Raw genomic sequence first — 25,461 nt, 5'->3', positions numbered from 1 at the left:
CCCGCCCGCGGATGAGGCCGACGACGCCCGCGCCGCCCAGATTCCCGACGATCTCGTCGCAGCCGATGCGGCGCAGCTCCGCCACGGCCTTCTCGGCGGTCTTCACGGTGTCGAGCCCGATTTCGGGTTCGTTGTGGATCGCGCGGCGGATGGCGACGGCGTTTTCAAGATTCTCCGCAATGTCGGCGGGAAGCGGCAGGTCGCGGTCGTTGATGGTGTTCGTCATGATGTGTTCCTTTACGAAAGAGGGATTTCGTGGACTTTGTGTTTGGATGGGTCATGCCGCCCGGGGCCTCGCGAGCCTCGGGTCGATCGCCGCGATTGTGAGGTCGACGGCGAGGTTGATCAGAAGAAAGAGAAGCGCGATGAAGGTGAGGTAGGCGGCCAGCACCGGCACGTCCGCAAACTGCACGGACTGCAGGAAGAAGAGGCCGAGCCCGGGCCACTGGAAGACGGTTTCGGTCACCATCGAGAAGGCGACGATCTCGCCAAACTGCAGGCCCATGACGGCGACGACGGGAAGAATCGCGTTCTTCAACCCGTGGCGCAGCAGAAGCCTCGCGGGCGAGAGCCCCCGCGCGCGGCCGAACTTCATGAAGTCGCGCTCCGACACTTCGAGCATTTCGCCGCGCACCAGCCGCACGACCAGGGCCGTCTGAAAGAGCCCCAGGGTCATGACGGGAAGAACGAGGTGGCGGAGCCCGTCCGCGGTGAGAAGCCCCGTCGACCAGAAGCCGATCCGGGTCACTTCGCCCCGACCGAAGGCGGGAAGGAGCCCCAATTCCACCGAGAACCCGAGAATGAGGAAGATCCCGAGGAGGAACGTCGGAAGCGACATCCCCAGAAGCGACCCGCCCAGAAAGAGCTTCGAGAAGAGGCTCTTCGGGCGCGCCGCGCAGAAGACCCCCATCGGGATCCCGAGGATGAGGGCTACGAGCACCGCGGGGAGCGCGAGCTCCACCGTGGCGGGGAGGCGCTCCATGAGGAGGTCCGCCACCGGCGCCCCGTGCCGCAGCGACATCCCGAAGTCGCCCGTAAGGGCGTTGCCGAGGAAGCGCAGGTACTGCACGATCACGGGGTCGGCGAGCCCCAGCGCCGCCGTCAGGGCCTCGCGGTCCTCGACCGAGGCGTCGGGCGGGAGCATCTGGCTCACCGGATCGCCGATGAACTGGAAGAGTCCGAAGGCGGCCGCCGAGACGACGAGGAGCACGGGGATGCCCTGAAGGAGGCGCGAGAGGAAGATCCTGAGCATGGTTCGCGGGGTTGGATTCTCGGTGCGGGTTGAGGGGCTTTACTTCGCAGGCTCCACCGTGACGCGTTCCATCACGAGGACGTTGTCGGGGCGGAGCACCGCGGTGACGCCCTTGCGCATCGCCCAGCTGAGGTGCTGCTCCAGAAGCGGCACGTGCAGGAACTCGGCGCGCTCGATCGCGAGCGCCTCGCGAGCGAGCTTCGTGCGCGCTTCGGCGTTCTCTTCGACGGCGAGCTTCTGGAGCGCGGCGTCCATCGCGGGGGAGGAGACTCGGCCCACGTTGCTGATGCCGTCCCCAGTCTTCGGGTTGAAGGTGGAGGAGAGCGACTGAAGCGGCCGGTACGCATCAAAGGTCGAGGAGCTCCAGCCGACCAGCGCGGCGGAGATGTCAAACGAAAGCACCTTCGGGAAGTACTGCGCGCGCGGCATGGCGCGCACGGCGGTCTCGACCCCGATGCGGCCCCACATCGAGGCGACGGCCTTCACCATCGCTTCGTCGTTCACCCAGCGGTTGTTCGGGGTGTCGATCGTGATGCGGAACCCCGACGGATAGCCCGCTTCGGCCAAAAGCGCCTTCGCCTTGGCGGGGTTGGCGGGCGTGACGCGCGCCACGTCCTCATTCCAACCGTCGACCGCGTGCGAGACGACCGTCCCGGTGGCGGTGCCGTGGCCGCGCATGACGCCGCGCACCAGGCCTTCGCGGTTGACCGCAAGCGAGAGCGCCTCGCGCACGCGCGGGTCGCGAAGCGGGTTCGCGGCGAGGGGCTTCCCGTCCTTGCCCGTCACGTAGGGGGAGACTTCGCGGCCGCAGTCGAGGGCGATCATCATCACGCGGTCTTCCGACCCGGAGAGGATCTTCACGTTGGGGTCCTTCGAGAGGCGGGCGACGTCCTGCACGGCCGGGTCGAGCACGAAGTCGACCTCGCCCGAAAGGAGCGCCGCCGTGCGGGTGGCGGCCGACGCGATCGGGGTGTAGACGACGCGGGTGACGTTTCCCTTCCTGTTCGCCTGATCCCACCACCCGTCGAACGCCTCGAATTCGGTCCGGACGTCCGGCGTGCGCGAGACGAGCTTGAAGGGGCCCGTGCCGTTGGCGTGCTTCGCGGCGTAGGACTCCTCGCCGCCGATGAAGTTCTGGGGCTCCAACGCGCCGTGCGCTTCGGCCCAGCTGCGGCAAAGGACGCGCAGGCTCGCGAGCTGGCGGAGGATGACGGGTGTGCCCGTCGTCGTGCGGATGAGGACCTTCCCGTCGGCGGTCTTTTCGGCCCCCAGGATCCCCGCGGCGGTGCTGCGGAACTGGCTCCCGGGAAGGAGCGCGCGGTTGATCGAGAAGACGACGTCGTCGGGCGTGAGCGTTTCGCCCTCATGGAAGCGCACGCCCTCACGGATCGTGAAGAGGAACCCTTCGGGGACGCGCTGCCAGGATGTCGCGAGCGCGGGCTCGACCGCCATCTTCTCGTCCAGACGCACGAGCCCCTCGTAGACCGCGGCGTTGGCGGCGGAATTGAGCGTTTCGTTCTGGGCGTGGATGTCGAACGTGAGGAAGTCCCCGGCGCTCGCCCAACGGAGCGTCTCCGCGCTGACCGTGAACGCCGCGAGCGTGCCGGCGCAGAGTGCGCCCGTCACGAAGACCGCGCGGGTGATGCGTCGAAGGGAGAAATGACCGGAAGACCTCGTCATGGTGTGCCTCTTGGGTTGTTGGGGGAAGAAGCCGCGGAATCCGGGAGGTGCGCATGAAAAAGCCCGCATTCCGCGGGCTCTTCGTCGTTGTTGACGGAATGTGGGGACGAATCAACCCCGGGCCCGCATCGTTTCGAAGCGGTGCCACCAGCGAAGGGTCATCGAAAGCGCGGTGCTTCCGGCTTCGCCTGCGTGCGTGCGGAGGGTGTCGGTGTTCGTCATGGTGAGAACCATTGTGGAGGAAGATTCCGCGGCGCGCAATAAGCCGAAGAACCTAGGAGAAGTGTCAAGGATCCGGCATGGTGGGCGTATCCGGAGACGCTTGGAAACTTTCCTTGGAGGCGGTTTGAAACCGGGAAAAGGACGGACTTAGACTTGATTCGACGAAACTCACGCGGCCCGAGGGCTCCTCGGGTTGCCTACGCAAAGGAGGTTCTTCATGAAGGATGCGAAGAAGACGATACTGGCGGCGGGCGTTGCCGTCGGCCTCGGTGCGGTGCTTGCCTCGGGCGCCTTGGCGGCGGACGACGTGAAGCCCCGGGTGCGCGATCTCGGCATTGAAATCGGCGTGCTGCAGCCCGGAAAGTGGAACGCGATCACGGACGTCGAGGGCGTTTTGGTCGGCCAGGTGAGCCTCATCGACGACGCCAAGGGCATGAACACGGGCGTGACGGCCATCCTCCCGCATGCGGAGAACGTCTTCCAGAACAAGGTCCCGGCCGGCATCTTCCTCGGGAACGCTTTCGGCAAGATGACGGGCTACCCGCAGGTGAAGGAACTCGGAAATCTCGAAACGCCGATCGTGCTCACGAACACGCTCAACGTCGCGGCGGGTTTGGACGGCATCATCGACTACACGTTTTCCTTTCCTGAGAACGCCGACGTGCGGAGCGTCAACGGCGTCGTGGGCGAAACGAACGACGGCGGCGTCAACGACATCCGCTCGCGCTTCGTGAAGTCTTCGGACGTGCTCGCCGCCATAGAGGGCGCCAAGACCGGGCCGGTCGAGGAGGGCGTCGTGGGCGCGGGCTGCGGCACGGTCGCGTTCGGCTTCAAGGCCGGGATCGGTACGGCCTCGCGCGTTCTCCCGAAGTCGATGGGCGGCTGGACCGTGGGCGTTCTCGTGCAGTCGAATTTCGGGGGACTCCTGAACGTCAAAGGCGTCGAAGTGGGGAAGACCTTGGGGCGCTATCCCTACCAGAAGGAAATTGAGAGTGCCGACGGCTCCATCATGATGATCGTCGCGACCGACGCTCCTCTGGACGGCCGCAACCTCGAGCGCCTGGCGAAGCGCGCCTTCATGGGAATGACGAAGTCGGGCGGGATCGCCTCGAACGGGTCGGGTGACTTCGTGATCGCGTTCTCAACGGCGAAGAACCTCCGCGTGCCGCACAATGCCGACGACCTGACGCTCGAAGAGAAGAAGCTCGTCCGAAACGACGACATGACGCCCATCTTCATGGCGGCGATCGAGGCGACCGAAGAGGCGGTTCTGAATTCGCTCTTCCGCGCGCATGACGTCACGGGTTTCGACGGGAAGACCGTCACGGCGCTGCCCGTAGACCAGGTGCTCGGGATGCTCCGGGAGCACGGCGTTCTGAAGGACGCGAAGTAAGCGCACGGGGGCGACGCCCCCAGCCCCAACAAGCGAAACGGCCGGAGGATTCCTCCGGCCGCCTTCGATTCAGGATTCCTGGTGCGGAACTCAGTTCGGCACGATCGTGATCTGCTCGCTCAAGTGCGAGGAGAGGAGCGCCTTCGCGCGCTCGACGTCGCCCAGCTTGATCGCGTTCAGGAGCTCGCGCTCCTTCATCGCGACGTCGATGAAGAAGTGCGGATCGTTCGGGAGCCGGTCCGTCGTCTTGTCGAAGTACGTGACGAGCGCCGCGGAGAAGACCTGAAGCACGCGGTTCCCGCAGGCTTCGAGAAGAAGCAGGTGGAATTCGCGGTCCCAACGGTCGGCTTCGCGCGGGTTGTTCGCGTAGGCCTCGATGCGGTTGATCGCGTCTTCCAAGCGCCCGAGGAGTGCGGGCGTCATGCGGCGGATCGCGAGCGGGATGATGTCGACCTCGATCAGGAGGCGCGCCTCGATGAATTCGCGCACGTCGAAGTTCGCGACGTCCATCTGCGTCTGGATCTGGGTCGAGATGTTCTTGGGGCCGAGATCGAGAAGCTTCATCCCGCGCTTCGGTTTGCGGTCGATGATCCCCATCTGGGAGAGCACACCCAAGGCCTTGCGGACCTTGTAGCGCGTGATGTTGAAGCGGCGGGCCAGTTCGTTTTCCGTGTCGATCTTCTTGCCGGACTTCGACTGGTTGAGGATGTACTGATGAATCTCGCGGAAGAGCTGTTCCTCTTCGCAGGGCGTCTCGGCGTAAGGATCCACGGCGTTTCCTTCGATTTTCTTGTCTGGGCGGGAAAAGAGAGGACGTTCTCCGGCTTTCGGAAAACGTCCTCATTGTAGTCGGGCGGGCCGGTCTATTGGTCGACTAATAGGGGTTAATCCTGATCTCTGCCGAAGATCCGGCCGGCCTCGTGCGAGAGCTCGAAGAGCATCGCCAAGGCGTCGCGGGGCGAGAGGTTGTCGACGTCGAGGTTCGCCAGCTTTTCCGCGAGCCGCATCGAGGGTTCGGCTTCGGGCGGGAGTTCTTCCACCTCGGGGAGGATGTCGGCGGCGACGTCCTCGGGCGCCCAGAAGCCGTCCGTGAAGAGCCCGGGCTGCGGCGCCCCCGCCGAGCCCGCGTTTTCGAGCTTGGTGAGGAACGTGCGTGCGCGGCGCACGACGTGCGCGGGGATCCCGGCCAACTTCGCGACGGCGATGCCGTAGCTCCTGTTCGCGGGCCCTTCGGCGATCTCATGCAGGAACACGATCCGCGACTTCGACTGCGTGGCGGAGACGTGGACGTTGGCGACTTCGCGAAGCGATTCGGCCAGGGACGTGAGCTCGAAGTAGTGCGTCGCGAAGAGCGTGAGCGAGCGCGTCTCTTCGACCAACGCCTGCGCGATCGCGCCCGCGAGCGAGAGCCCGTCGTAGGTCGACGTGCCGCGGCCGATTTCGTCCATCAGAACGAGGCTCTGCGGCGTCGCCTGGTGGAGGATCGCGGCGGCTTCGGTCATCTCGACCATGAAGGTCGACTGCCCGCGCGAGAGGTCGTCCGAGGCGCCGATGCGGGTGTGGATGCGGTCGACGGGACCGATCTGCGCGGATGCGGCCGGCACGAAGCTTCCCGCCCAGGCGAGGAGCACGATCAGCGCGACGCTTCGCATGTAGGTGGACTTGCCGCCCATGTTGGGGCCCGTGATGACGAGCATGCGGCGGCCGTCCTTCAGTTCGCAGTCGTTCGGGACGTAGGTCTCGACCATCGTCTCGATCACCGGGTGGCGCCCCGCCTCGATGCGGATCCCGGTCTTCGCGGTGAGTTCGGGCCGCACCCAGCTGCGCGACGCGGCGTGCTCGGCCAAGGCCGCCGCGACGTCGAGCGCGGCCAACGCATGCGCGAACGCCATGAGTTCGGCGCTTTTGGGTTGAAGCATCCCGACCACGTCGTCGTAGAGCGAACGCTCGAGCGCGGACGAGCGCTCCTTGGCGGAGAGCGCCTTGTCTTCGTAGTCTTTGAGTTCGGGCGTGATGTAGCGCTCGGTGTTCTTGAGCGTCTGGCGGCGGTGGTAGTGCACCGGGACGTTCCCGGCCTGCGCCTTCGTCACCTCGATGTAGAAGCCGTGGACCTTGTTGTATTCGACGCGAAGCGTCTGAATGCCCGTCGCGGCGCGCTCGCGCGTTTCCAGGTCGATGAGGAACTGGCCCGTGTTGTCGCGAAGCGTGCGGAGTTGGTCGAGCTCTTCGTCGTAGCCCCCGCGGATCACGTCGCCGTCGCGGAGATTGACGGCGGGCTCGTCCAAGAGCGCTTTGGAGAGCCGCTCGAAAATCGAAGGGTCGGGCTGAAGTTCCGCGGCGAGTTGTCCGAGCCCGGGCTCGCCCGAGGCCTTGAGCTTTTCGGAGAGCTCCATCGCGACGGGAATGGCGTCGCGAAGCGACGCGAGTTCGCGCGGGCGCACGCTCCCCAACGCGATGCGGCTCGTGATGCGTTCGATGTCGGGGACGCGGCGGAAGGCGTCCAGCATGTCGCGGCGAAGCGCTTCGTTCTCGACGAAGGCGCCGATCTCGTCGTGACGGCGGCGCGCCAGCGCCGCGTCGCGAAGCGGCTGATGAAGCCGCCGACGAAGCTCGCGGCTCCCCATCGAGGTGCCGCAGCCGTCGAGGACGGAAAAGAGCGTCACCGCGTCGGTGTCCCGGCGGATCGATTCGGAAATTTCAAGGTTGCGGCGCGACGCCGGGTCGATCACGACGAATTCGCTCTCGCGCTCGACGACGATCGGCGCGATGAAGGGCATCATGTCGACCTGCGTCTCCGCGGTGTAGTCGAGAAGCGCGTTGGCGGCGGCGAGGATGGCCGTGCGGTCCTTCAGGTCCCACGCGTCGAGCGTCTCGACCGAGAAGAGCTTCTTGAGGGCGGCTTCGCCGTGCTCCGCGTCGAAGTGCCACGCGGGCAAGGGCGTCACCGTGCGGCCGGGGAGGTCGCTCCGGAGCTGCCGCGCAATTTTTTCGGGCGCGAGGATCTCGGAAGGATTGATGCGCGCGACTTCGCCCGCGAAGCTCGCCGCCGGGACTTCCGACGCGCGGAAGTCGCCGTTCGAGAGCGTGAGCCAGACGAAGCCCCAGGCGCCGTCCTTCTTGGCGGGCGGCTCGAGCGCCAGGAGCACCGCGTCCTCCTTTTCAGGGAGAAGGCTCGTTTCGGTGAGCGTCCCCGGCGTGATGATGCGGGAGATCTTCCTCACCATCGTCGCGGCCTTGCCGGGCTCGCCCTGCTGCTCGACGATCACGACGCTCTCGCCCATCTTGACGAGCCGCGCGATGTAGCCGTCCAGGGAGACCGCCGGAATGCCCGCCATCGGAATGGGCGTCCCGTCGGCGAGCTTGCCGCGCTTCGTCAACGTGATGCCGATCAGGCGGTTGGCCTTCCCCGCGTCGTCGAAGAACGTCTCGTAGAAGTCGCCCATGCGGAAGAGCACGAGCGTGCCGGGATAACGGAGCTTCACCTCGGCGAACTGGCGCATGGCGGGCGTGAGGCTGTCGATGTCGGCGAAGGCGGTGCTGTCGGTGGCGATGGGATCCATGAGAGGGACGCGGAGCAGGCGGTCAAAGAAAGACCGTCATTTTAACGGGCGGCACGTGCGGACAAGAAAAAAGCGCTCCGGATCACGACATCCGGAGCGCCCCAAAAGGAGAGACCACGTCGGCCGCATCATCGCGATGGGGCGTTCGACGCAGAAATCTGAAACGAGCGGTCCGTGCGACCAAGCAAGCAGTACCGTTCGTTTGAACTTAAGGTCATGGTATCCGCTGAACCCTAACTGAACCTTAAGGGCCTGAGCAAAATGCAAAAAGTCGTTTCCGGCCGGGGGAACTTGGACGCCTGACGGTCCGCGGAGGTTTTGACGAACCTCGATCTTCCGGTGCTTCCGAAGGCTCTTACGCGCGTACGTCCCGGGAGCAAGATGGCCGCATCAGACCACACTGAAAGGAGAACTTCACCATGGACCTCAAGCGCAGACATTTCCTCGAAGGCGCCGCCGCAGGCGCCGTCACGCTCGGCGCGGCGGGCTTCGCCGAAGCGCGTCCCGCAGCGTCGATGCTGCCCACCCGCTGGGACGACGCGTGGGACGTGATCGTCGTCGGCGCGGGCGGTGCCGGGATGGCGGCCGCGATCCGCGCGGCCGATGCGGGCGCCAAAGTCGTCATTCTCGAACGCCTGGCCTTCCCGGGCGGGAATACCCAGCTCGCGCAGGGCCAGATGAACGCCGCGGACCCGGTGCGCCAACCGAAGCAGGGCATCGAAGACTCTTGGGAACTTCACGCCAAGCAGACTTTGGCCGCGGGCGACTTCCGCGGCGACCCCGAGCGCGTCGCGACGCTCTGCAAAAACGCCTACGGCGCCGTCACCTGGCTGGAGAGCCTCGGGATGGAATTCGAACCCAAGGTCTTCCAGATGTTCGGCGGCCTCTATCCGCGTGCGCATCAGCCCGTCGAACCGAAGGGGCGCGGTTACGTTCAGGTGCTGATGAAGGCGATCAACGAGCGCAAGATTCCGATTCTGAGGAACGTCCGCGTGACGGACATCATCCGCGACAAGCCAACGTCGGGCGACGTCCGCGGCGTCTGCTGTCAGACGAAGGACGGCGAAAAGTACTACCGCGCCCGCCGCGGCGTCGTGCTGGCCGCGGGCGGCTTCAGCGCGAACGCGTACTTGCGTGAACTCCACGACCCGCGCATCAAGGGACTCGGCACCGACAATCTCCCGAATCCGACCGCGGGCGAGGTCATGATGGCCGCGGTGCGCGTCGGCGGCTACCTGGTCGGCATGGACTTCATCCAGTCGACCCCGGGCGCGCCCGCCGGGAAGAAGATGAAGATCATCCTGAACACCAAGGTCGCCGAGTCGATCTACGCCGACGCGCGCGGCAACCGCATCGTCGACGAGGGCTCCCGCCGCGACGTGATCCGCGACGCGGTGCTGGGCACGCCCGAGCGCTACGCCTACACCGTGGTCGACGACGAGACCTATCAGAGCTACAACTCGGCGGTTCACAAGGCGGTCGAAGAAGGCATCGCGATCAACGAGGCATGGACCGCGCCGACGCTTCGCGAACTCGCGCAGAAGATGGGGTGCGACCCCGACGGCCTTGAAGCGGGCGTCGCCCGCTACAACGGCTTCGTCGAGAAGAAGAAGGACGAAGACTTCGGGAAGGCCGAACGCAATCTCGCGAAGAAGATCGAGAAGGGTCCCTTCTGGGCCTGCTACACCGGCATGACCGTCCACCACACGATGGGCGGCCTCAACTGCAACACGAAGGCTCAGGTGCTCGACTGGACCGGCGCCGTCATCCCGCGCCTCTACGCCGCGGGCGAAATCACGGGCGGCATCCACGGCACGAACCGAGTCGGCGGGAACGCGCTTCTCGACTGCATGGTCTACGGCCAGATCGCCGGTACGAACGCGGGGAACGAAAAGACCGCGTAACACCGTCCTGTCGGCCTGCCGTCCTTTCCTGACGCCCGACCACGCGCGCCGCTTGGGGTTCGACCCCGGGCGGCGCGCTTTGCATTCCGTCGACAGTCCGTCGAGAGGCAACGAAAAAGCCGCCCGGCTTCGATTCCGGACGGCTTTCGGAAGAACTTTCCTGAAGTCTTACTTCGCGCTCTTCACGGGCTTCGGCGCGGGGAGCTTGCCCACGAGCGGAAGGAGCTTCGCGAAGATGCGCGGCGTGCCGGCGCAGACCGAGCCGTTGTCGAGCATGCCTTCGCCGCCCTTGAGGTCGGTGATGAGGCCGCCCGCTTCGAGAACGAGAAGGACGCCCGCGGCGATGTCCCAGCTTGAGAGCCCCTGTTCCCAGTAGCCGTCGTAGCGGCCGCAGGCGACCCAGGCGAGGTCGAGCGCGGCGGAACCCGGACGGCGGAGGCCGGCCGTGTGTTCGGCGACGCGCTGGAAGCCGTGCATGTAGCCTTCGAAGTCGTCCGTGCGGCGGAAGGGGAAGCCCGTGCCGATCAGCGCGCGGCGCAGATCCTTCGTTTCGGAGACGCGGATGCGGCGGTTGTCGAGGTAGGCGCCCTGGCCCTTCGCGGCGGTGAAGAGCTCGTTCTTCGCGACGTCGTAGACGACGCCGACGATCACGTCGCCGCGGTGCAGAAGCGCGATCGAGACCGCGTAGTGCGGCAGACCGTGCATGAAGTTCGTCGTCCCGTCGATCGGGTCGATGATCCAGAGGAAGTCGCTGTCTTCGTCGCCGGTGCGGCCCGCTTCTTCCGAAAGGAAGGCGTGCTTCGGGTAGGCGTAGCGCAGTTCGTCCAGGATCGCGGCTTCGGCGGCGCGGTCGGCGCTCGTCACGAAGTCGTTGATGGCCTTGTGCTCGACCTCAAGACGGTCACGGTCGGCGGCGGCGCGGGTGATTTCCTTGGCGGCGCGGCGGGCGGCCTTGACGGCGGTCGCGATGTAGGCGGTGAGGTGGAGTTGGGACGACATGCTGCTCTGCGTACGAATAGGGGATGGGCGGGAAAAGAGAAGGGAGAACGTTTTGAGCTCTCCCTTCAAGGTGTTCGGGATTCTACCGCAATCGCCTGTTCGAATGGGCGGCGGCGGTCGATTTTGACCGCTGTGCGCATTTCCGCCCGCCCGCTAAAATGTCGAATCCCATTCGACGCTCAAACCCACGAAGGTGCCTTCCTTGAACACTCCGACCGATGCGCGGCGCGTCCGCTTCATCCTCTGCGAACCGAGCCATCCCGGCAACATCGGAGCCGCCGCGCGTGCGGTGAAGACGATGGGCTTTCGCGATCTGCGCGTGGTCGCGCCCCGCGAGGCGGACTTCCGCACGCACGAAGAGGCGGTCGCCTACGCGACGAGCTCGGCCGACGTTCTGGAGAACGCGAAGGTCCACGCGACCCTCGCTGAAGCGCTCGAAGGCGTCACCTGGGCCTGGGCGATGACGGGCTACGACCGCGAGTTCGGTCCGGCGCTGACGCCGCTGCGCGAAGCCGCGGGAAAGAGCGCCGCCTTTCTCGATGCGGAGCCGGGTGATCTCGCCTTCGTCTTCGGGTGTGAGCGCAGCGGCCTCACGAACGAAGAGGTGATGCTCTGCAGCGGCTGCGCCACGATCGCCGCGGACCCGGAGAGCCCGAGTCTCAACCTCGCGCAGGCCGTGCAGTTGGCGGCCTACGAGATGCACATGGCGCTCCTCGACGCTGAGGGCCGTCCGGGCGGGCTCTACGACTGGCAGAGCCGCTTCGAGGGCGAAGCCCCCGCGACCTCGGAGGCGATCGAAGGCTTCTTCAAACATTGGGAAGAGGCGATGACCGCCTGCGGCGTGCACGACCCCGCGCATCCGAAATTTCTGATGCCGATCACGCGGCGGCTTTTCGGCCGCTCAGGTCTCACGCAGACCGAAATCGATCTGCTGCGCGGCATCTGCGCGGCGATCATCCGCCCGAAGCGCGACCGTGCGGGTTCGAAGAAGCCCGTTGGGCAATAAAGACGCAAGCACGAACAACAAAGGAAGACTGACGAGATGTTTGACGCACTTCTGAGAACGCTCGACGCCGCACAGCGTCGCCGCCCCGAATGCTCCCGCGCCGCGCTCCTCTTCGGGTGTTCGGGCCTGCAGGCGCAGCTCATTCAAAAGGGCGCCTACTGGCTGCAGCTTCAGGGCTGGTCGGGCGCGTCGCTGATGCTGGGGTGCGTGAACCGCTGGTTGACCGGCCTCACGGTCGACGCTTCCGCGAAGATCGGGTTCGACGTGTCGATCCCGGCCCCCACGGGCGTCGTCATCGGTGCGGATGCGAAGATCGGCGACCGCGTCGTCGTCGGCCCCGTCGTCATGATTCTCGCCTCGGCGCAGGGCGCGCCCGTGATCGAAGACGACGTCGAGATCGGCGCCGCGGCGCGCATCGTCGGGAACGTGCGCGTCCCCGCGGGGACCGTCGTCGCGGCGGGCGCCGTGTGGGCTGAAGGAGCTGACGGTGCTGAAGGCGCCGCTCCTGCTCCCGCTCCCGCCGCATCGACCGCTCCGGCCGTTCCGGCCGAGACGGCGCCGTCCGAACCCGCCAAGAAGCCCGAGATCGATCCCGCGGTGAAGGAGCTCGTGCGCGTCGTGCGCGAGCAGAACGCCGTGATCGCGAAGCTGAACGAGTCGATCGGGAAGCTGGGCGGCGAGGTGATCGAGACCGAGAAGCTCCCGAAGATTTCCGGCAAGGCCGCCGGGGTCTCCACGCGCCGGGCGCGCCACCACCGCCCGAAGAAGACGGCGCCGGACGCCGCGAAGTAAGAGAACCAAACCCACGTACCGATCGGGGCCGCTCCGGAATGAGCGGCCCCGACCGTCTTTGCGGTCGGCCGCATCGAATTCCTGCGCGCGGAAGCGTTCCGATGCCGCCGTCTTCGGCTACACTCAAAAATTGAGGCCGCCCAGCGGCCGAGTCAAAGAAGACAAGCCACGCGACAAGCGAAACCCCCATGCCGAAGACCGACGAAGAAGTCCGCGCGCAGCGCACCGCGGACGCCGCCCCCGAGAAGAACGCCCAGGAAGCCCAGGACGCGCACGTTCCCCTGGTCGTGATCAGCTCCCGCACCGGCAACACGATGATCCTCGGGCACGCCATCACCGACGCGCTTCCCGGCGCGGTCCTGATGCGTACGAGCGAAGTCCCCGAAGACTTGGAGCGCTTCAATCCGGTGCTCCTCGGGTTTTGGTGCGACCGCGGCGACGCCCCTGAAGACATGCGCGAGCTCGCGAAGCGCCTCCACGGGAAGCGCATCGCCTGCTTCGCGACGATGGGGGGCGACCCCGACAAGGACGCCTGGATGCGCCGCGCGTCCGAGAGCCTCGTCGCGGCGGGATCGGACAACGAACTCGTGGACATCTTCCTCTGCCGCGGCCGCATCGATCCGGAGGTGTTCGAACGCATGACGACGATGCTGGGCGGGAACGTGAGCCCCGAGCGCGAAAGCCGTCGGCGCGAGAGCGAAACCCACCCGGACCGCACCGACCTCGCGCGCGGCGCGGAATTCTTCCGGAGCGTCTTCGGGATGAATTTCTGATCGACGCCCGAGTTCCCGAATCCGAAACACGAACGCCCGCAGGAGCCTTCCCTGCGGGCGTTTGCATTGTGGTCGGTCTTCCCAGGCTTCAGGACTTCAGGCCGCCGGCGCCTTCACGGCTTCAAGGAGCTCGGCTTCGAGCGCCAGAAGCGTCTCGTCGTTCTGAAGCGCCTCGCCGTCGATCAGGAACACGTCCTCGGCGCGCTCATCGAGGGTGTTCAGCTTCGCCGTCTGCAGATTCACCCCGTAGTGCGCGAGCACGTCCGAAATCGCGTAGAGGAGGCCGAGGCGGTCCGTGCAGGTGATGTTGAGGATGAAGGCTCGGCCGGATTCCGAGGGCAGGATCGAGACGCTCGGGCGCGTGGGGAAGTGGCGCGCGCGGCGGGGGAGCTTCCCCTGGCGCGGCTTGATGGGCGGGGCGTCGGGCGCCATCGCGGCGGCGAAGGCGCGCTCCAGCTGCCTCAGGTCCGCCTCTTCCGTGAAGCGCTCGAAGGTGTCGGTGACGAGGAACGTATCGAGGGCACGCCCGTCCGCCGTCGTGTGGATGCGGGCGTCGACGACGGAGAGCCCCGACTTCGAGAGGAAGGCCACGGCCTGAAGGAAGACCCCCTTGCGGTCGGGGAGCGAAAGGAGCACCGAGAGCCCGCCCATCTTCTCCGCGCGCTTCGCACGCACCAGCGTGGGCGCGTCGGGCGGGAGCCCCGCCAATTCTTCGGTGTGCCAGGCGATGTCGTCCGGGCGGTGGCGCATGAAGTAGACGACGTCCAACTCCTCCCAGAAGCGCTCGCGCGCCTCGGTCGACACGCGGTTTCCGATCAGAGCGCAGGCTTCCTCTTTGCGGCGCTCCAGCGTGTGCGAGACCGTCGCCTCGGCGGTTTCGCCCGTGAGGCGCGCACGCGCCGCACGGTAGAGGGTTTCAAGGAGCTGCGCCTTCCACTGGGTCCAGACCTTGGGGCTCGTCGCGCGGATGTCGGCGACGGTGAGAAGGTAGAGGGCGTCGAGGCGGTCCTTGCGGCCCGTGAGCTTCACGAAGCGCTCGATCACCGCCGGGTCGGAGATGTCCTCGCGTTGCGCGATGCGGCTCATCGTGAGGTGTTCGCGCACGAGAAATTCGATGAAGTCGGTGTCTTCCTGCGGGAAGCCGTAGTCGACGCAGAAGCGCCGCACCTTCTCGGCGCCGATCTCTTCGTGGCGGCCGCCGAGGCCCTTTCCGATGTCGTGAAAGAGCGCCGCGACGCTCACGCGCCAGCTCTCGGGAATCTCCGACATCACCTGCGAGCAGAAGGGGTACTCGTGCGCGAAGTCGCTCCTGCCGAAGCGCCGGACGTTGCGCACGGTGCGAAGCGTATGCTGGTCGACCGTGAAGATGTGGTAGAGGTCGTGCTGCATCTGCCCGACGATGTGCCGGAAGGGTTCGAGAAAGCGTCCGAGCACGCCCCAGATGTTCATGAGTTTGAGGGCGTGGTAGGTCCCGCGCTTCATCTTGAGAATGGAGAGGAAGGTCTCCTGGTTCTTCGGGTCCGAGCGGTACTGGTCGTTGATCGAGAAGCTCGCGAGCCAGAGCGCGCGCAGCAGCCGCGTCGAGAGGCGCGTGAGCTCCGGGTGCGAGAGGAAGACGAGGAAGGTCCTCAGAATCGCGTTCGGGTCCGATTTGTAGACGTCGTCGCCCACCACGTCCATTTCGTCGCCGCGGGCGATGAAGGCGGCTTCGAGCCGCACGGGCGTCGCGCGGGCGTTGCCGCCCTGGAGGCGGTCGGCGATCGCCTGGAGCTGCAGCACCGACATCTGCACGACGGCCTGGGCGTTGCGGTAGTAGCGCTTCATGAGGACTTCGGAGGCGCGAAGGGCCGCCGTCGGGCGGATCCCCATCCGCTGGGCGAGGGGCTCCTGAACGTCGAAGAGGAGCCGGTCCTCGTGGCGGCGGGTTTCCAGATGAAGTTCGATGCGAAGGCGCGCGAGAAACGCCCCGCATTGGAGGAGCGTGTCGCGCTCGCGCTCGGTGATGAGGCCTTCAGAAGCCATCTCGGGGACGCTCTGCGCGAGCCCCGCGGCCTGCGCGCACCAGAGAAAAACCTGCAGGTCGCGCAGCCCCCCGGGCGACTCCTTCAGGTTGGGTTCGAGCGAATAGGGGGTGTCCTCAAAACGCTGGTGGCGCCGGGCGCGCTCCAGCATTTTGTCGCGGAAGAAGTTTTCGGCGGAGAGTTCGGAAAAGAAGGTCTCGCGGCTCCGCTCATAGAGCGCGGCGTCGCCCATGAGAAGCCGACTCTCGAGGTACGTCGTCGCCACGGTGACGTTTTTGGCGGCCTCCGCTGCGTACTCGGATTCGGTGCGCACCGACGCGCCTACGGGAAGCCCCAACTCCCAGAGCGACGTGACGAAGACGCCGAGCTTCTCGTCCAAGGCGTCCCGCGCCTCGTCAGTCGTGAGGACCAGAACGTCGATGTCGGAATAGGGGTAGAGCTCGCGGCGTCCGTACCCCCCGACCGCGGCGAGCGCGAGGTTTGTTTCGGGAAGGCCCGCCCGGCGGGCGAGCGCGATGAGCGTCTCGTCCAGAAGCGCCGCGTGGGCACGCAGGTAGAGGTCCGGGGCGTGCGTCTCGGCGAAGACCTTCGCGAGGCGCTCGCGCCCCGCCTTGAAGCTTTCGACGGGGGTGAGGGCGCTCGTGTCGTCGGTGGTGTCGGCGGTGAGATCGGGGGTCATGGTTGAGCGGGGGGATGCGTGGGAATCGAATCTTTCAAGTATCCATCAAATTCCGGGGTCGGGTTCGAACCTTCGAAAACCGCCGAAACCCCCGAAGCTCCTCGAAGCTTCCCGAAAACGAAGAAGGCCGCCCGGCTTCCGTGCCGAACGGCCTTCTGATTCAGATCCTTCCCGTCGGAAGGGCGCGTCACCGCGTTACTTCACGCTTTTCGACGCGTCCCCCAACACCGCCGCGAGGTGCACGCGCACGCCCGCCGGGAGCGCGTCGTCGTTGATCACGAAGCGGTCGGAGTGGTTGTTCGGAGCGTCCTTCGCACCGGGGGCGTCGACCCCGAGGAAGACGAAGACGGAGGGGACCTTCTCGGCGTAGAACGAGAAGTCTTCGCTCGCGCCGGGGTTGTACTTCACTTCGGACGCCTTGACGCCGAAGGCGGTGAGGTCCGGCACCATGCGCTCGGCCAAGGCCGGGTCGTTCACCGTCACGGGATAGATTTCGATCAAGCGCGTCTCGGCCTTGACGCCCGAAGCGGCGGCCGTGCCGGAGACGACTTCGGGGATGCGCTTCAAAAGCGTCGAGCGCACGCCCGGGTTGTTCGAGCGGATCGTCCCCTGCATGTAGGCAGAGCCCGACATCACGTTCCCGGTTTCGCCCGACTGGAGCTTTCCGACGGTGATGACGCCGCTTCCTTCCGAGAGGTTCGCGTTGCGGGAGACGATCTGCTGGAGCGACACCACGGTCTGCGCGGCGGCGAGCGTCGCGTCGGTCCCGGTCCAGGGCATCGCGCCGTGGGCCTGGTTCCCCGTGATCGTCACTTCGAAGGCGTCCGCGGAATTGAGGGCCGGGCCCTTCACCACCCAGGCTTCGCCCGCGGGAACGCGCGCCATCACGTGGATCCCGAACATCGTGCGGATGCCGTACTTCTCCATGAGGCCGTTTTCGACCAGCGCCTTCGCGCCCGAGAGCTTCGGCGTCTTCGCGAGGAACGGGTTCTCGCGCGAGTCGCCTTCTTCGGCGGGCTGGAAGACGAAGACGACCGTGCGGTCCACTTCGTTCTTGTGCGCGGCGAGGATCTTCGCCGCGGTGAGGAGCATCGCCATGTGCGCGTCGTGCCCGCACATGTGGGAGACGTCGACGTCCTTGCCCCAGTAGGTCCCGCGCGCCTTGCTCTCGAAGGGCAGGCCCGTGCGCTCCTTGATGGGGAGCGCGTCGATGTCGGCGCGAAGACCGACGGCGTTGCCCTTGCCGGGATTCAGAACGCCCACGACCGCCGTGGGCGCGTCCTTCCAGCCGACGACGACTTCGTCGACGCCGGCCGCCTTGAGAAAGTCCGCAATCACCTTCTGCGTACGCACCTCCTGGTTGCCGAGTTCGGGGTGGGCGTGGAGGTCGTGACGAAGCGTCGTCATCGAGGCCGTTTCGGCCTTGACGGCCTCATCAAGCCAGGCCGGAACGTCCGCCGCGAAGGAAGCGCCCGAGAGCGCGAAGAGAAGAGGCGCGGCGAGAAGCGCGGACCGGCGGCGCGGAAGATGGTGGGTCAATGCGGTACTCCTTCAGAGAAGTGGATCAGAGGTTTTCGGGCATCTTCCAGCCCTTCACGAAGTCGGGCGGGGGCAGCATGCCCTTCGAGACGGTGAGGATGTCGTAGCCCGTTTCGGTGACGAGCACCATGTGCTCCCACTGCGCGGAAAGCGAGCGGTCGCGGGTGACGACGGTCCAGCCGTCACCCAAAATCGTCACGCCGTAGCGGCCGGCGTTGACCATGGGTTCGACGGTGAAGACCATCCCGGGTTCGAACTTCGCCGTCGGGCGGTTGGTCGGGAAGTGGTTGACGTGGGGGGCTTCGTGGAAGCCCTTCCCGATGCCGTGGCCGCCGTAGTCGCGCACGACCGAGATGCCGTTCTTGTCGGCGTAGGCCTGGCAGGCGATGCCGATGTCGTTGAAGCAGCCGCCCGGGCGCACGGCGTCGATCCCGGCCCACATCGTCTCAAACGCCAAACGCGCGAGGCGCTTCCCGGCGATCGTGGGCTTGCCCACGACGAACATGCGCGAGGTGTCGCCGTGGTAGCCGTTCTTGATGCTCGTCACGTCGATGTTGACGATGTCGCCGTGTTTGAGCTTCTTCTCGCTCGGGATCCCGTGGCAGACGACGTGGTTCACCGAAATGCAGGTGGTCGCGGGATAGGGCGTCATGCCGGGCGGCGTGTAGCCGAGGCAGGCCGGGACGCATTCCTGGACGTTCACGGTGTAGTCGTGGGCGAGACGGTCGAGTTCGGCCGTCGTGACGCCCGGCTTCACGAAGGGCGTGAGGTAGTCGAGGAGCTCCGAAGCAAGACGGCCCGCGATGCGCAGGCCGGCGATGTCTTCAGCGGTCTTGATGATGATCTTTTCGTTGCTCATGGTGTGACGCGGGGGTTGCGCGGCCGGGGTCCGGCGGACCTCCGGGCGGCGCAGGCCGGGAAAATGATCCGACCATTGTACGCGCGTTCGGCGAACGGCCGTTCAAGGGCTTCCCGCGCAGGCGGTTCGGCGCGGTTTCACTCGTGTCCGTTCGTGACGGGAGACGGCCGCCCGGCGGCGCGCTCGTCCGGTCCCTTCGAAATTTCGCGTTCGCGCTTGCAAGCGGCGTCGGCGCATCGTAGAATCGCGGCTTTCGTCGCATACCGCACGCGCGGGACGTGCGGCGGAAAAACGCCAACAACAAACGAAAAGCGCACGCCCCGCCGCCGAGGTGACCGCACGGGCCCCACGGGTCCGGACGACGGTTCTTCTGCGGGACGTGTCAGACCTAACCTTGGAGTTACAAAATGGTCAGCATGCGTGAAATGCTCGAAGCCGGTTGCCACTTCGGCCACCAGACCCGCTTCTGGAACCCGAAGATGGAACAGTTCATCTTCGGCGCCCGCAACAAGATTCACATCATCAACCTCGAAAAGACGGTTGAGAAGTTCGAAGAAGCCTGCAAGTTCGCCCGTCAGCTCTCGTCGCAGGGCGGCCGCATCCTCTTCGTCGACGCCAAGCGCGGTGGCCGCGAAATCATCGCGGCGGAAGCCCAGCGCGCCGGCTGCTGCTGGGTCGACCAGCGCTGGCTCGGCGGCACGCTCACGAACTTCAAGACGGTTCGCGGCACGATCAAGCGCCTCAAGGACATGGAACAGCAGCTCGCCGACGGCTCCGCTGCCAACCTGACCAAGAAGGAAGCCCTCGACTTCGCCCGCAACGTCGAAAAGCTCAACAAGTCGATCGGCGGCATCAAGGAAATGAACGGTCTCCCGGACGCCCTCTTCGTCGTCGACGTCGGCTTCCACAAGATCGCCATCCAGGAAGCCAACAAGCTCGGCATCCCCGTCATCGGCGTCGTGGACACGAACTGCTCGCCTGAAGGCGTCGACTACGTGATCCCGGGCAACGACGACTCCGCGAAGGCCGTGGCGATCTACGCCGCCGGCATCGCCGACGCCGTCCTCGCCGGCCGCAACGACTCCGCCAAGGAAATCGTTGAAGCCGCTTCCGAAGACACGTTCGTCGAAGTCGAAGAAGAACAGCCCCAGGCCTGATTCTTCACGGCAGTGAGCTCAGGCGCCGTCCGGGGGCGGTTACAATGACGCCCGTCGCGGACGACGCCCCGCGAACCGCATATGAGGAGGGGGCTTCCGACGAAGCCCCCTTTTTCGAATCCAAACACTACTCACCGACATATTTAGGGAGATTGAACATGGCTGCTATTACCGCCGCGATGGTCAAGGAACTGCGTCTCAAGACCGACGCGCCGATGATGGAATGCAAGAAGGCCCTCACGGAAGCCGACGGCGACATGGCCAAGGCTGAAGAGATCCTTCGCGTCAAGCTCGGCAACAAGGCCACGAAGGCCGCCAGCCGCATCACGGCCGAAGGCGTCGTCGCCGTCTACATTTCCGAAGACCGCAAGGTCGGTGCCATCCTCGAAGTCAACTCCGAAACCGACTTCGTCGCCAAGAACCCCGAATTCATGCAGATGGCGAAGGACGCCGTCCGCCTCGTCGCCGAAAAGAACCCGGCCGACCTCGAAGCGCTCGCCGCCTGCGAACTGAACGGCACGACGCTCGAAGCCGTCCGTACGGGCCTCGTCGGCAAGATCGGCGAAAACATGACGTTCCGCCGCTTCGCCCGCGTCGAAGCCAAGGGTGAACTCGCCAGCTACGTCCACGGCTCCAAGATCGGCGTCCTCGTCGACATGGTCGGCGGCACGCAGGAAGTCGCCCACGATATCGCCATGCACATCGCCGCGAGCAAGCCGAAGGCCCTCGACGAGTCCGGCGTCGCCGCCGAAGCGATCGAATCCGAACGCCGCATCGCGATCGAAAAGGCCCGCGAAGCCGGCAAGCCCGAAGCCATGCTCGAACGCATCGCCGAAGGTTCGGTGAAGAAGTTCCTCAAGGAAGTCACGCTCGTCAACCAGCCGTTCGTCAAGGACGACAAGAAGTCGGTCGGCGAGCTCCTCAAGTCCGCCGGCGCCACCGTCGCCGCCTACCAGCTCTACATCGTTGGTGAAGGCATCGAAAAGCGCCAGGACGACTTCGCCGCGGAAGTGGCCGCTCAGGTCGCCGCCGCCAAGAACGCCTGATCAGGACGCTTCTTCGCGAAGGGGATTTTCCGGGTTTCGCCCCTCGGGGTGAAACCCGCCGGAAGCCCCGTCAAAAGAGGGACGCTCAGCGATTCGTCGCGGGCGTCCTTTTTTCATGGCTGAGGCGCGTATCTCCGGAGGTGTTCATGGCCCCGCCGACCCCGAAAACGCGTGATTCCCGTCTAGGTCGTTTCGCTTATAATGGCCGACAATTTGAGCGCCTCAGGCGTGAAATCTCCCCCAGAAAGAAACAGAGTTAGAGCTAGAGCCATGTCCGAAACCGTTCAGCCCACCCCGAAGTACAAGCGCATTCTTCTGAAGCTCTCCGGCGAGGCCCTCATGGGCGACGACGCCTTCGGCATCAACCGCACCGTGCTCCAGGGCATGGTCGAGGAGATCAAGAGCGTCGTGGAACTGGGCGTGGAAGTGGGCATCGTCGTGGGCGGCGGGAACATCTTCCGCGGCGTGGCGCTGGGCGCGACCGGCATGGACCGCGCGACGGGCGACTACATGGGGATGCTCGCCACGGTGATGAACGCGATGGCGCTCCAGGACTGCTGCCGCAACATGGGCGTCGAAGCCCGCGTGCAGTCGGCCCTCAACATGGAACAGGTCGCCGAACCCTACATCCGCGGGAAGGCGCTCCGTCACCTGCGCCTCGGCCGCGTCGTCATCTTCGCGGCGGGTACGGGGAATCCCTTCATGACGACCGACACGACCGCGGCGCTGCGCGGTGCGGAAATCGGCGCCGAGTTGGTCCTCAAGGCGACGAAGGTCGACGGCATCTACACGGCCGACCCGAAGCTCGATCCCACGGCGACGATGTTCGACGAAATCACCTTCGACAAGGCGCTTCACGGCAACCTCAAGGTGATGGACGCGACGGCCTTCGCGCTCTGCCGCGAACAGAAGCTCCCGATCCAGGTCTTCAACATCAACCGCAAGGGGGCGCTGCGCCGCATCCTCCTGGGCGAAAAGGAAGGCACGCTCGTGCACTCCTGATCGAAAGGCCTTTAAAATAGATCGTCTTAGCGGCATCGTTTGCGCCCCTCCGCCGACGGCGGAGACGCGGCGCACCGGGTGCCGATGAAGCCGAATTTGTTTGAACGAACGCCCCACGACAGCGCCGACCCGGTCGATGGGTCCGGGCTCCGGGGCGTTCGCGTTTGGAGAACCAATCTCATGATCGCCGACATTCTGAAGCAGGCCGAACACAAGATGGGCCGCACCGTTGAAACGCTCCGCGAGGACTTCACGAAGATCCGCACGGGCCGCGCCTCGACGGGCCTTCTCGACCACATCAAGGTCGACTACTACGGCTGCCCGACCCCGATCAACCAGGTCGCGCAGATCGGCGTGGGCGACGCGCACACGCTCACCGTCCAGCCCTGGGAAAAGAGCATGATCAAGGTCGTCGAAAAGGCGATCCGTGATTCCGACCTCGGCCTCAACCCTGCGACGTCGGGCGACCTGATCCGCGTGCCGCTGCCCCCGCTCACGGAAGAGCGCCGCCGCGAATTGACGAAGGTCGTCCGCGGCTTCGGCGAAGACGCCAAGGTTGCGGTGCGCAACCTCCGCCGCGACGCCAACACGCACATCGACCGCCTTCTGAAGGACAAGGAAATCTCGGAAGACGATCAGCGCCGCGCCGAAACCGAAATCCAGAAGATCACCGACCGCTTCATCGGCGAAATCGACAAGGTGGTGGGCGACAAGGAAAAGGAAATCATGACGGTCTAAACCGTCGGAAGTTTTCCGCTTCACGAAGACCCGTGCCGGACGGGGGCCGAGAGGCCCCGGGCGGCGCGGGTTTTTCTTTGTCCCTTGTATCGAAGTGTTCTGCGGGCTCAACACGCCGGGCGCCGTTCGTTAAACTCCCCATTCGTAAGAATCCCCACCGCCACACCCATCCTCCCGGAGCCCTTCATGCAGAGCCGCCCTGAGTCCCAGTCCACGCACGCGCCCCGACACGTCGCGATCATCATGGACGGCAACGGCCGCTGGGCGAAGGCGCGGCACCTCCCGCGCGCGGCCGGGCACAAGAAGGGCGTCGATGCCCTGAACCGCGTCGTCGAAACGGCGGCGAGGGCGGGGGTCGGGAACCTGACGGTCTTCGCGTTTTCGAGCGAAAACTGGAAGCGCCCCCAGGCCGAGGTCGACACGCTGATGAGGCTCTTCGCCGAGGGGCTCCTCCGCTGGGAGAAGCCCTTGACGGACGCCGGCATCCGGCTTCGGGTGATCGGCGAGCGCTCGGCCTTCCCCGAAGACGTCCAGAGCGCGATCGCGCACGCCGAAGCGGCGACCGCCGCGGGGACCGGCATGGTCCTCAACATCGCGGCGAACTACGGCGGCCGCTGGGACATGACGGAAGCCGCGAAGAAGTGCGTCGCCGAAGGCGTGGCGCTGACGCCCGAGAACATCGCGGGCCGCGTCGCCTTGGCCGACGCGGGCGAAGTGGACCTCTTGATCCGCACCGGGGGCGAGCAGCGCATCTCGAACTTCCTTCTCTGGCAGTCGGCGTACGCCGAGATCTACTTCACCGACGAACTCTGGCCCGACTTCGGGGGCGAAGGGCTCCTGGAAGCCTTCGCGTGGTTCGCGGGCCGCGAGCGCCGCTTCGGGATGACCTCGGAGCAGATCCAGGGGCGATCGGTCGTCTTCTGAGGTCCTTGGGAACGAGCGTCCGCTCTTTTTCGAGCGCGCCCAACTCCGCTAAAATCTGAGGCACTCCACGGGACGGCCTTCGGGGCGTCCCTCAACATGCGCGCGCGGCCGACGCCGTCCGCTTCTTTTCTGGAACGAAGACAACGATGCTGATGCTTCGCGTCACGACGGCCACGGTTCTGCTCGTCATCTTTTGCCTTACCATCGCGCTCGGTCCGCTCGCCTTCGCGGGGGTCATGGCGATCTGTTTCGGTGCGGTCCTCTTCGAGTGGCTGCGCATGGGCGGGCTGGGTCCCGTCCCCGCGGCCTTGGTCGCCGCCGTCGAAATGATCACGCAGTTCTCGCTCTATTGGGCGGGGGCGCTCCCGCGCATGGAGTGGTTCCTCTGGCTCGTCAACGGCTGCGTGATGGTCGCCTGGGCGGTGATCTTCTTCGCGGAGCTCTTCCACCGCGAGAACGGCTTCAAGGTGAGCGTGAGGACGTGTCTCCTTACCGCGGTGACGTTCGTTCCGAGCGCGTACCTGTCGCTCCTCTACCTCTTTGAGATCGGCGACTGGGTGATGGTCCTCTCGGTGCTCCTCATCGTCTGGGGCGCGGACATCTCCGCCTACTTCAGCGGCCGCGCGTGGGGCAAGCACAAGATGGCTCCGGCGATCAGCCCGAACAAGACCTGGGAAGGGGCGCTGGGCGCCTACGTGATCGTCATCATCTTCTTCCTGCTCACGTACTGGTTCTGCGCGCAGAAGAACGTCTTCACGAACTTCATCTTCGACGAGCTCGGCTTCTTCTGGGGCGTCGTCGTCCTGGCCGGCATGGTCGCGCTCTCGATCGCGGGGGACCTGTGGGAGTCGATGCTGAAGCGCTTGGTCGGCATCAAGGATTCCTCGAACCTCCTGCCGGGCCACGGCGGCTTCTTCGACCGCATGGACGCGACGCTACCCGTCCTTCCCGCCGCCACCTGGATCGTACTCACGGTCGTCCTCCTCGGATAAGCGCTCCGTGAAGCCCGCCCAATACCTCGTCCCCGACCTTGAGCCGGGGACTTTTCATCGTGCCGAAGAAACGATCCGGCGTTCGCGCTTCATCGTGACGATGGCGCGCGTGACGAGCCCGGCGGAGGCGAAGGCCTTCATCGAGCGGATCCGCGAAGAGCACGCGCACGCCACCCACAACTGCTGGGCCTACAACGCGGGCGCCCCGGGCGACACCGCCCAGGTGGGCGCGAGCGACGACGGCGAACCCAAAGGGACGGCCGGGCGCCCGATGCTCACCGCCATCCTCCACGGGGGCGTGGGTGAAGTGGCCGCCGTCGTCACGCGCTACTTCGGCGGGATTCTTCTCGGGACCGGCGGCCTGGTCCGCGCCTATCAGGGGAGCGTGAAGCTCGGGTTGGAGGGGCTTCCCACCCGCATGCGCGAAGAGACCGTGCGATTCGTCGTGTCGGTGGAGCCCCACCAGGGTCCCGACGTCGAGCACGTCCTCACGAAGCACCGCGGGCGGATTCTCTCGTCCGACTTCACGTTCGACGCGGCCTACGAGGTGCTCGTTCCGGTCGACGAAGCCGACGCCTTCGAGCGGGAACTGCTGGAGCGGACGGCGGGGGACGCGGACTGCGAACGGATGACGGACGACTGAAGTCCCGGGAAGGCCCTTCAAACCCCGTTCGCGGAAGCGTTCGCAAACATTTTGAGAGGCATCCCCCTTGGGGTCCGGGAGGACGCCTCCGTAAAATTCCGCCTTGGACCCGATTGAGATCCGCCCCCTTTTGAAGAGCCGCCCCTTCGTCGAAAAAGACCTCCCGAGACCGTACAAGACCGCCCGACTCCGCCCATGCGCTTTGCCATCTTCCACGCCATTCTCCTGATCATCGTGCTTTGGCGCTTCGTGCTGCCGATGCGCGCGACGCCGCTCGTCA

At 65.8% G+C, this 25,461-nt stretch carries 20 protein-coding genes and 1 pseudogene; 12 read left to right on the top strand and 9 right to left on the bottom strand.

The features are described from left to right. The 3 genes and pseudogenes from HMPREF9440_RS11570 to HMPREF9440_RS09350 all read right to left on the bottom strand — a co-directional run. Window positions 1-226 (bottom strand): annotated as a pseudogene (locus HMPREF9440_RS11570) (hypothetical protein); the annotation flags it as partial. 51 nt (window positions 227-277) lie between these two features. After that, complete coding sequence (locus HMPREF9440_RS09355; RefSeq protein WP_008543640.1) at window positions 278-1,252, bottom strand: ABC transporter permease; 975 nt, start codon at window positions 1,250-1,252, stop codon at window positions 278-280. Window positions 1,253-1,291: 39 nt separating this feature from the next. Then, the gene (locus HMPREF9440_RS09350) at window positions 1,292-2,932 is read right to left on the bottom strand and encodes an ABC transporter substrate-binding protein (protein WP_008543639.1); all 1,641 of its coding nucleotides are present in this window, start codon (window positions 2,930-2,932) and stop codon (window positions 1,292-1,294) included. A gap of 439 nt (window positions 2,933-3,371) precedes the next feature. On the opposite strand from HMPREF9440_RS09350, the gene HMPREF9440_RS09345 reads away from it, so the two are divergent. Then, window positions 3,372-4,547: a DmpA family aminopeptidase gene (locus HMPREF9440_RS09345; protein ID WP_008543637.1), complete on the top strand. Its 1,176-nt coding sequence runs from the start codon at window positions 3,372-3,374 to the stop codon at window positions 4,545-4,547. A gap of 90 nt (window positions 4,548-4,637) precedes the next feature. On the opposite strand, the gene HMPREF9440_RS09340 is transcribed toward HMPREF9440_RS09345, so the two are convergent. Both HMPREF9440_RS09340 and mutS read right to left on the bottom strand, forming a co-directional pair. Then, a complete protein-coding gene (locus HMPREF9440_RS09340) occupies window positions 4,638-5,318 on the bottom strand; it encodes a FadR/GntR family transcriptional regulator (protein WP_008543636.1) in 681 nt (226 codons plus the stop codon). 113 nt (window positions 5,319-5,431) lie between these two features. Next, window positions 5,432-8,107 carry a DNA mismatch repair protein MutS gene (gene mutS, locus HMPREF9440_RS09335; protein ID WP_008543630.1) on the bottom strand — a complete coding sequence of 892 codons (2,676 nt, stop codon included), beginning with the start codon at window positions 8,105-8,107 and terminating at the stop codon, window positions 5,432-5,434. Window positions 8,108-8,526: 419 nt separating this feature from the next. Between mutS and HMPREF9440_RS09330 the strand changes: the two genes are divergently transcribed. Further along, window positions 8,527-10,011 carry an FAD-dependent oxidoreductase gene (locus tag HMPREF9440_RS09330; RefSeq protein WP_008543627.1) on the top strand — a complete coding sequence of 495 codons (1,485 nt, stop codon included), beginning with the start codon at window positions 8,527-8,529 and terminating at the stop codon, window positions 10,009-10,011. A 168-nt stretch (window positions 10,012-10,179) separates the two neighbouring features. On the opposite strand, the gene HMPREF9440_RS09325 is transcribed toward HMPREF9440_RS09330, so the two are convergent. Then, entirely contained in the window at window positions 10,180-11,010 is an 831-nt protein-coding gene (locus HMPREF9440_RS09325; RefSeq protein WP_008543625.1) for an inositol monophosphatase family protein, read from the bottom strand. A gap of 202 nt (window positions 11,011-11,212) precedes the next feature. On the opposite strand from HMPREF9440_RS09325, the gene HMPREF9440_RS09320 reads away from it, so the two are divergent. The 3 genes from HMPREF9440_RS09320 to HMPREF9440_RS09310 all read left to right on the top strand — a co-directional run bounded on the left by HMPREF9440_RS09320 (window position 11,213) and on the right by HMPREF9440_RS09310 (window position 13,581). Then, a complete protein-coding gene (locus tag HMPREF9440_RS09320) occupies window positions 11,213-12,016 on the top strand; it encodes an RNA methyltransferase (protein WP_040765529.1) in 804 nt (267 codons plus the stop codon). A 36-nt stretch (window positions 12,017-12,052) separates the two neighbouring features. Further along, window positions 12,053-12,808: a transferase gene (locus tag HMPREF9440_RS09315; RefSeq protein ID WP_008543621.1), complete on the top strand. Its 756-nt coding sequence runs from the start codon at window positions 12,053-12,055 to the stop codon at window positions 12,806-12,808. Between the two features lie 188 nt (window positions 12,809-12,996). Next, window positions 12,997-13,581, top strand: coding sequence for a flavodoxin family protein (locus HMPREF9440_RS09310; RefSeq protein ID WP_008543618.1), 585 nt, complete (start codon window positions 12,997-12,999; stop codon window positions 13,579-13,581). 96 nt (window positions 13,582-13,677) lie between these two features. Here HMPREF9440_RS09310 and HMPREF9440_RS09305 read toward each other — a convergent pair whose 3' ends face one another. From HMPREF9440_RS09305 to map, 3 genes are all read right to left on the bottom strand, one after another. Beyond that, entirely contained in the window at window positions 13,678-16,281 is a 2,604-nt protein-coding gene (locus HMPREF9440_RS09305; RefSeq protein ID WP_008543616.1) for a [protein-PII] uridylyltransferase, read from the bottom strand. 195 nt (window positions 16,282-16,476) lie between these two features. Then, window positions 16,477-17,820: a M20 metallopeptidase family protein gene (locus HMPREF9440_RS09300; RefSeq protein WP_008543612.1), complete on the bottom strand. Its 1,344-nt coding sequence runs from the start codon at window positions 17,818-17,820 to the stop codon at window positions 16,477-16,479. Between the two features lie 25 nt (window positions 17,821-17,845). Continuing rightward, complete coding sequence (gene map / locus HMPREF9440_RS09295) at window positions 17,846-18,679, bottom strand: type I methionyl aminopeptidase (RefSeq protein WP_008543611.1); 834 nt, start codon at window positions 18,677-18,679, stop codon at window positions 17,846-17,848. A gap of 407 nt (window positions 18,680-19,086) precedes the next feature. On the opposite strand from map, the gene rpsB reads away from it, so the two are divergent. From rpsB to HMPREF9440_RS09260, 7 genes are all read left to right on the top strand, one after another. Beyond that, window positions 19,087-19,836: a 30S ribosomal protein S2 gene (gene rpsB / locus HMPREF9440_RS09290; protein WP_008543609.1), complete on the top strand. Its 750-nt coding sequence runs from the start codon at window positions 19,087-19,089 to the stop codon at window positions 19,834-19,836. A gap of 158 nt (window positions 19,837-19,994) precedes the next feature. Continuing rightward, the gene (tsf, locus tag HMPREF9440_RS09285) at window positions 19,995-20,882 is read left to right on the top strand and encodes a translation elongation factor Ts (RefSeq protein WP_040765528.1); all 888 of its coding nucleotides are present in this window, start codon (window positions 19,995-19,997) and stop codon (window positions 20,880-20,882) included. A 270-nt stretch (window positions 20,883-21,152) separates the two neighbouring features. Continuing rightward, window positions 21,153-21,884, top strand: a complete 732-nt coding sequence (pyrH, locus tag HMPREF9440_RS09280; protein ID WP_008543605.1) for a UMP kinase — start codon at window positions 21,153-21,155, stop codon at window positions 21,882-21,884. A 180-nt stretch (window positions 21,885-22,064) separates the two neighbouring features. After that, complete coding sequence (gene frr, locus HMPREF9440_RS09275) at window positions 22,065-22,622, top strand: ribosome recycling factor (RefSeq protein ID WP_040765526.1); 558 nt, start codon at window positions 22,065-22,067, stop codon at window positions 22,620-22,622. Between the two features lie 186 nt (window positions 22,623-22,808). Further along, window positions 22,809-23,546 carry a polyprenyl diphosphate synthase gene (uppS, locus tag HMPREF9440_RS09270; protein ID WP_008543603.1) on the top strand — a complete coding sequence of 246 codons (738 nt, stop codon included), beginning with the start codon at window positions 22,809-22,811 and terminating at the stop codon, window positions 23,544-23,546. A gap of 146 nt (window positions 23,547-23,692) precedes the next feature. After that, window positions 23,693-24,538, top strand: coding sequence for a phosphatidate cytidylyltransferase (locus HMPREF9440_RS09265; protein ID WP_008543602.1), 846 nt, complete (start codon window positions 23,693-23,695; stop codon window positions 24,536-24,538). Window positions 24,539-24,545: 7 nt separating this feature from the next. Then, a complete protein-coding gene (locus HMPREF9440_RS09260) occupies window positions 24,546-25,181 on the top strand; it encodes a YigZ family protein (RefSeq protein WP_008543601.1) in 636 nt (211 codons plus the stop codon). The last annotated feature ends 280 nt before the right edge of the window (window positions 25,182-25,461 follow it).

The sequence above is a fragment of the Sutterella parvirubra YIT 11816 genome, assembly GCF_000250875.1.
GTDB classification, from domain to species: Bacteria; Pseudomonadota; Gammaproteobacteria; order Burkholderiales; family Burkholderiaceae_F; genus Sutterella; species Sutterella parvirubra.
Note: the sequence above shows the minus strand (reverse complement) of the source record. Positions and strands in the feature narration are given on the sequence as shown.

Coding starts and splice junctions, on each gene's coding strand:
- HMPREF9440_RS09315 (WP_008543621.1), top strand. CDS start 12,053: ATGTTTGACGCACTTCTGAGAACGCTCGACGCCGCACAGCGTCGCCGC.
- pyrH (WP_008543605.1), top strand. CDS start 21,153: ATGTCCGAAACCGTTCAGCCCACCCCGAAGTACAAGCGCATTCTTCTG.
- tsf (WP_040765528.1), top strand. CDS start 19,995: ATGGCTGCTATTACCGCCGCGATGGTCAAGGAACTGCGTCTCAAGACC.
- frr (WP_040765526.1), top strand. CDS start 22,065: ATGATCGCCGACATTCTGAAGCAGGCCGAACACAAGATGGGCCGCACC.
- HMPREF9440_RS09355 (WP_008543640.1), bottom strand. CDS start 1,252: ATGCTCAGGATCTTCCTCTCGCGCCTCCTTCAGGGCATCCCCGTGCTC.
- HMPREF9440_RS09350 (WP_008543639.1), bottom strand. CDS start 2,932: ATGACGAGGTCTTCCGGTCATTTCTCCCTTCGACGCATCACCCGCGCG.
- rpsB (WP_008543609.1), top strand. CDS start 19,087: ATGGTCAGCATGCGTGAAATGCTCGAAGCCGGTTGCCACTTCGGCCAC.
- HMPREF9440_RS09310 (WP_008543618.1), top strand. CDS start 12,997: ATGCCGAAGACCGACGAAGAAGTCCGCGCGCAGCGCACCGCGGACGCC.
- HMPREF9440_RS09265 (WP_008543602.1), top strand. CDS start 23,693: ATGCTGATGCTTCGCGTCACGACGGCCACGGTTCTGCTCGTCATCTTT.
- HMPREF9440_RS09305 (WP_008543616.1), bottom strand. CDS start 16,281: ATGACCCCCGATCTCACCGCCGACACCACCGACGACACGAGCGCCCTC.
- HMPREF9440_RS09325 (WP_008543625.1), bottom strand. CDS start 11,010: ATGTCGTCCCAACTCCACCTCACCGCCTACATCGCGACCGCCGTCAAG.
- map (WP_008543611.1), bottom strand. CDS start 18,679: ATGAGCAACGAAAAGATCATCATCAAGACCGCTGAAGACATCGCCGGC.
- mutS (WP_008543630.1), bottom strand. CDS start 8,107: ATGGATCCCATCGCCACCGACAGCACCGCCTTCGCCGACATCGACAGC.
- uppS (WP_008543603.1), top strand. CDS start 22,809: ATGCAGAGCCGCCCTGAGTCCCAGTCCACGCACGCGCCCCGACACGTC.
- HMPREF9440_RS09330 (WP_008543627.1), top strand. CDS start 8,527: ATGGACCTCAAGCGCAGACATTTCCTCGAAGGCGCCGCCGCAGGCGCC.
- HMPREF9440_RS09345 (WP_008543637.1), top strand. CDS start 3,372: ATGAAGGATGCGAAGAAGACGATACTGGCGGCGGGCGTTGCCGTCGGC.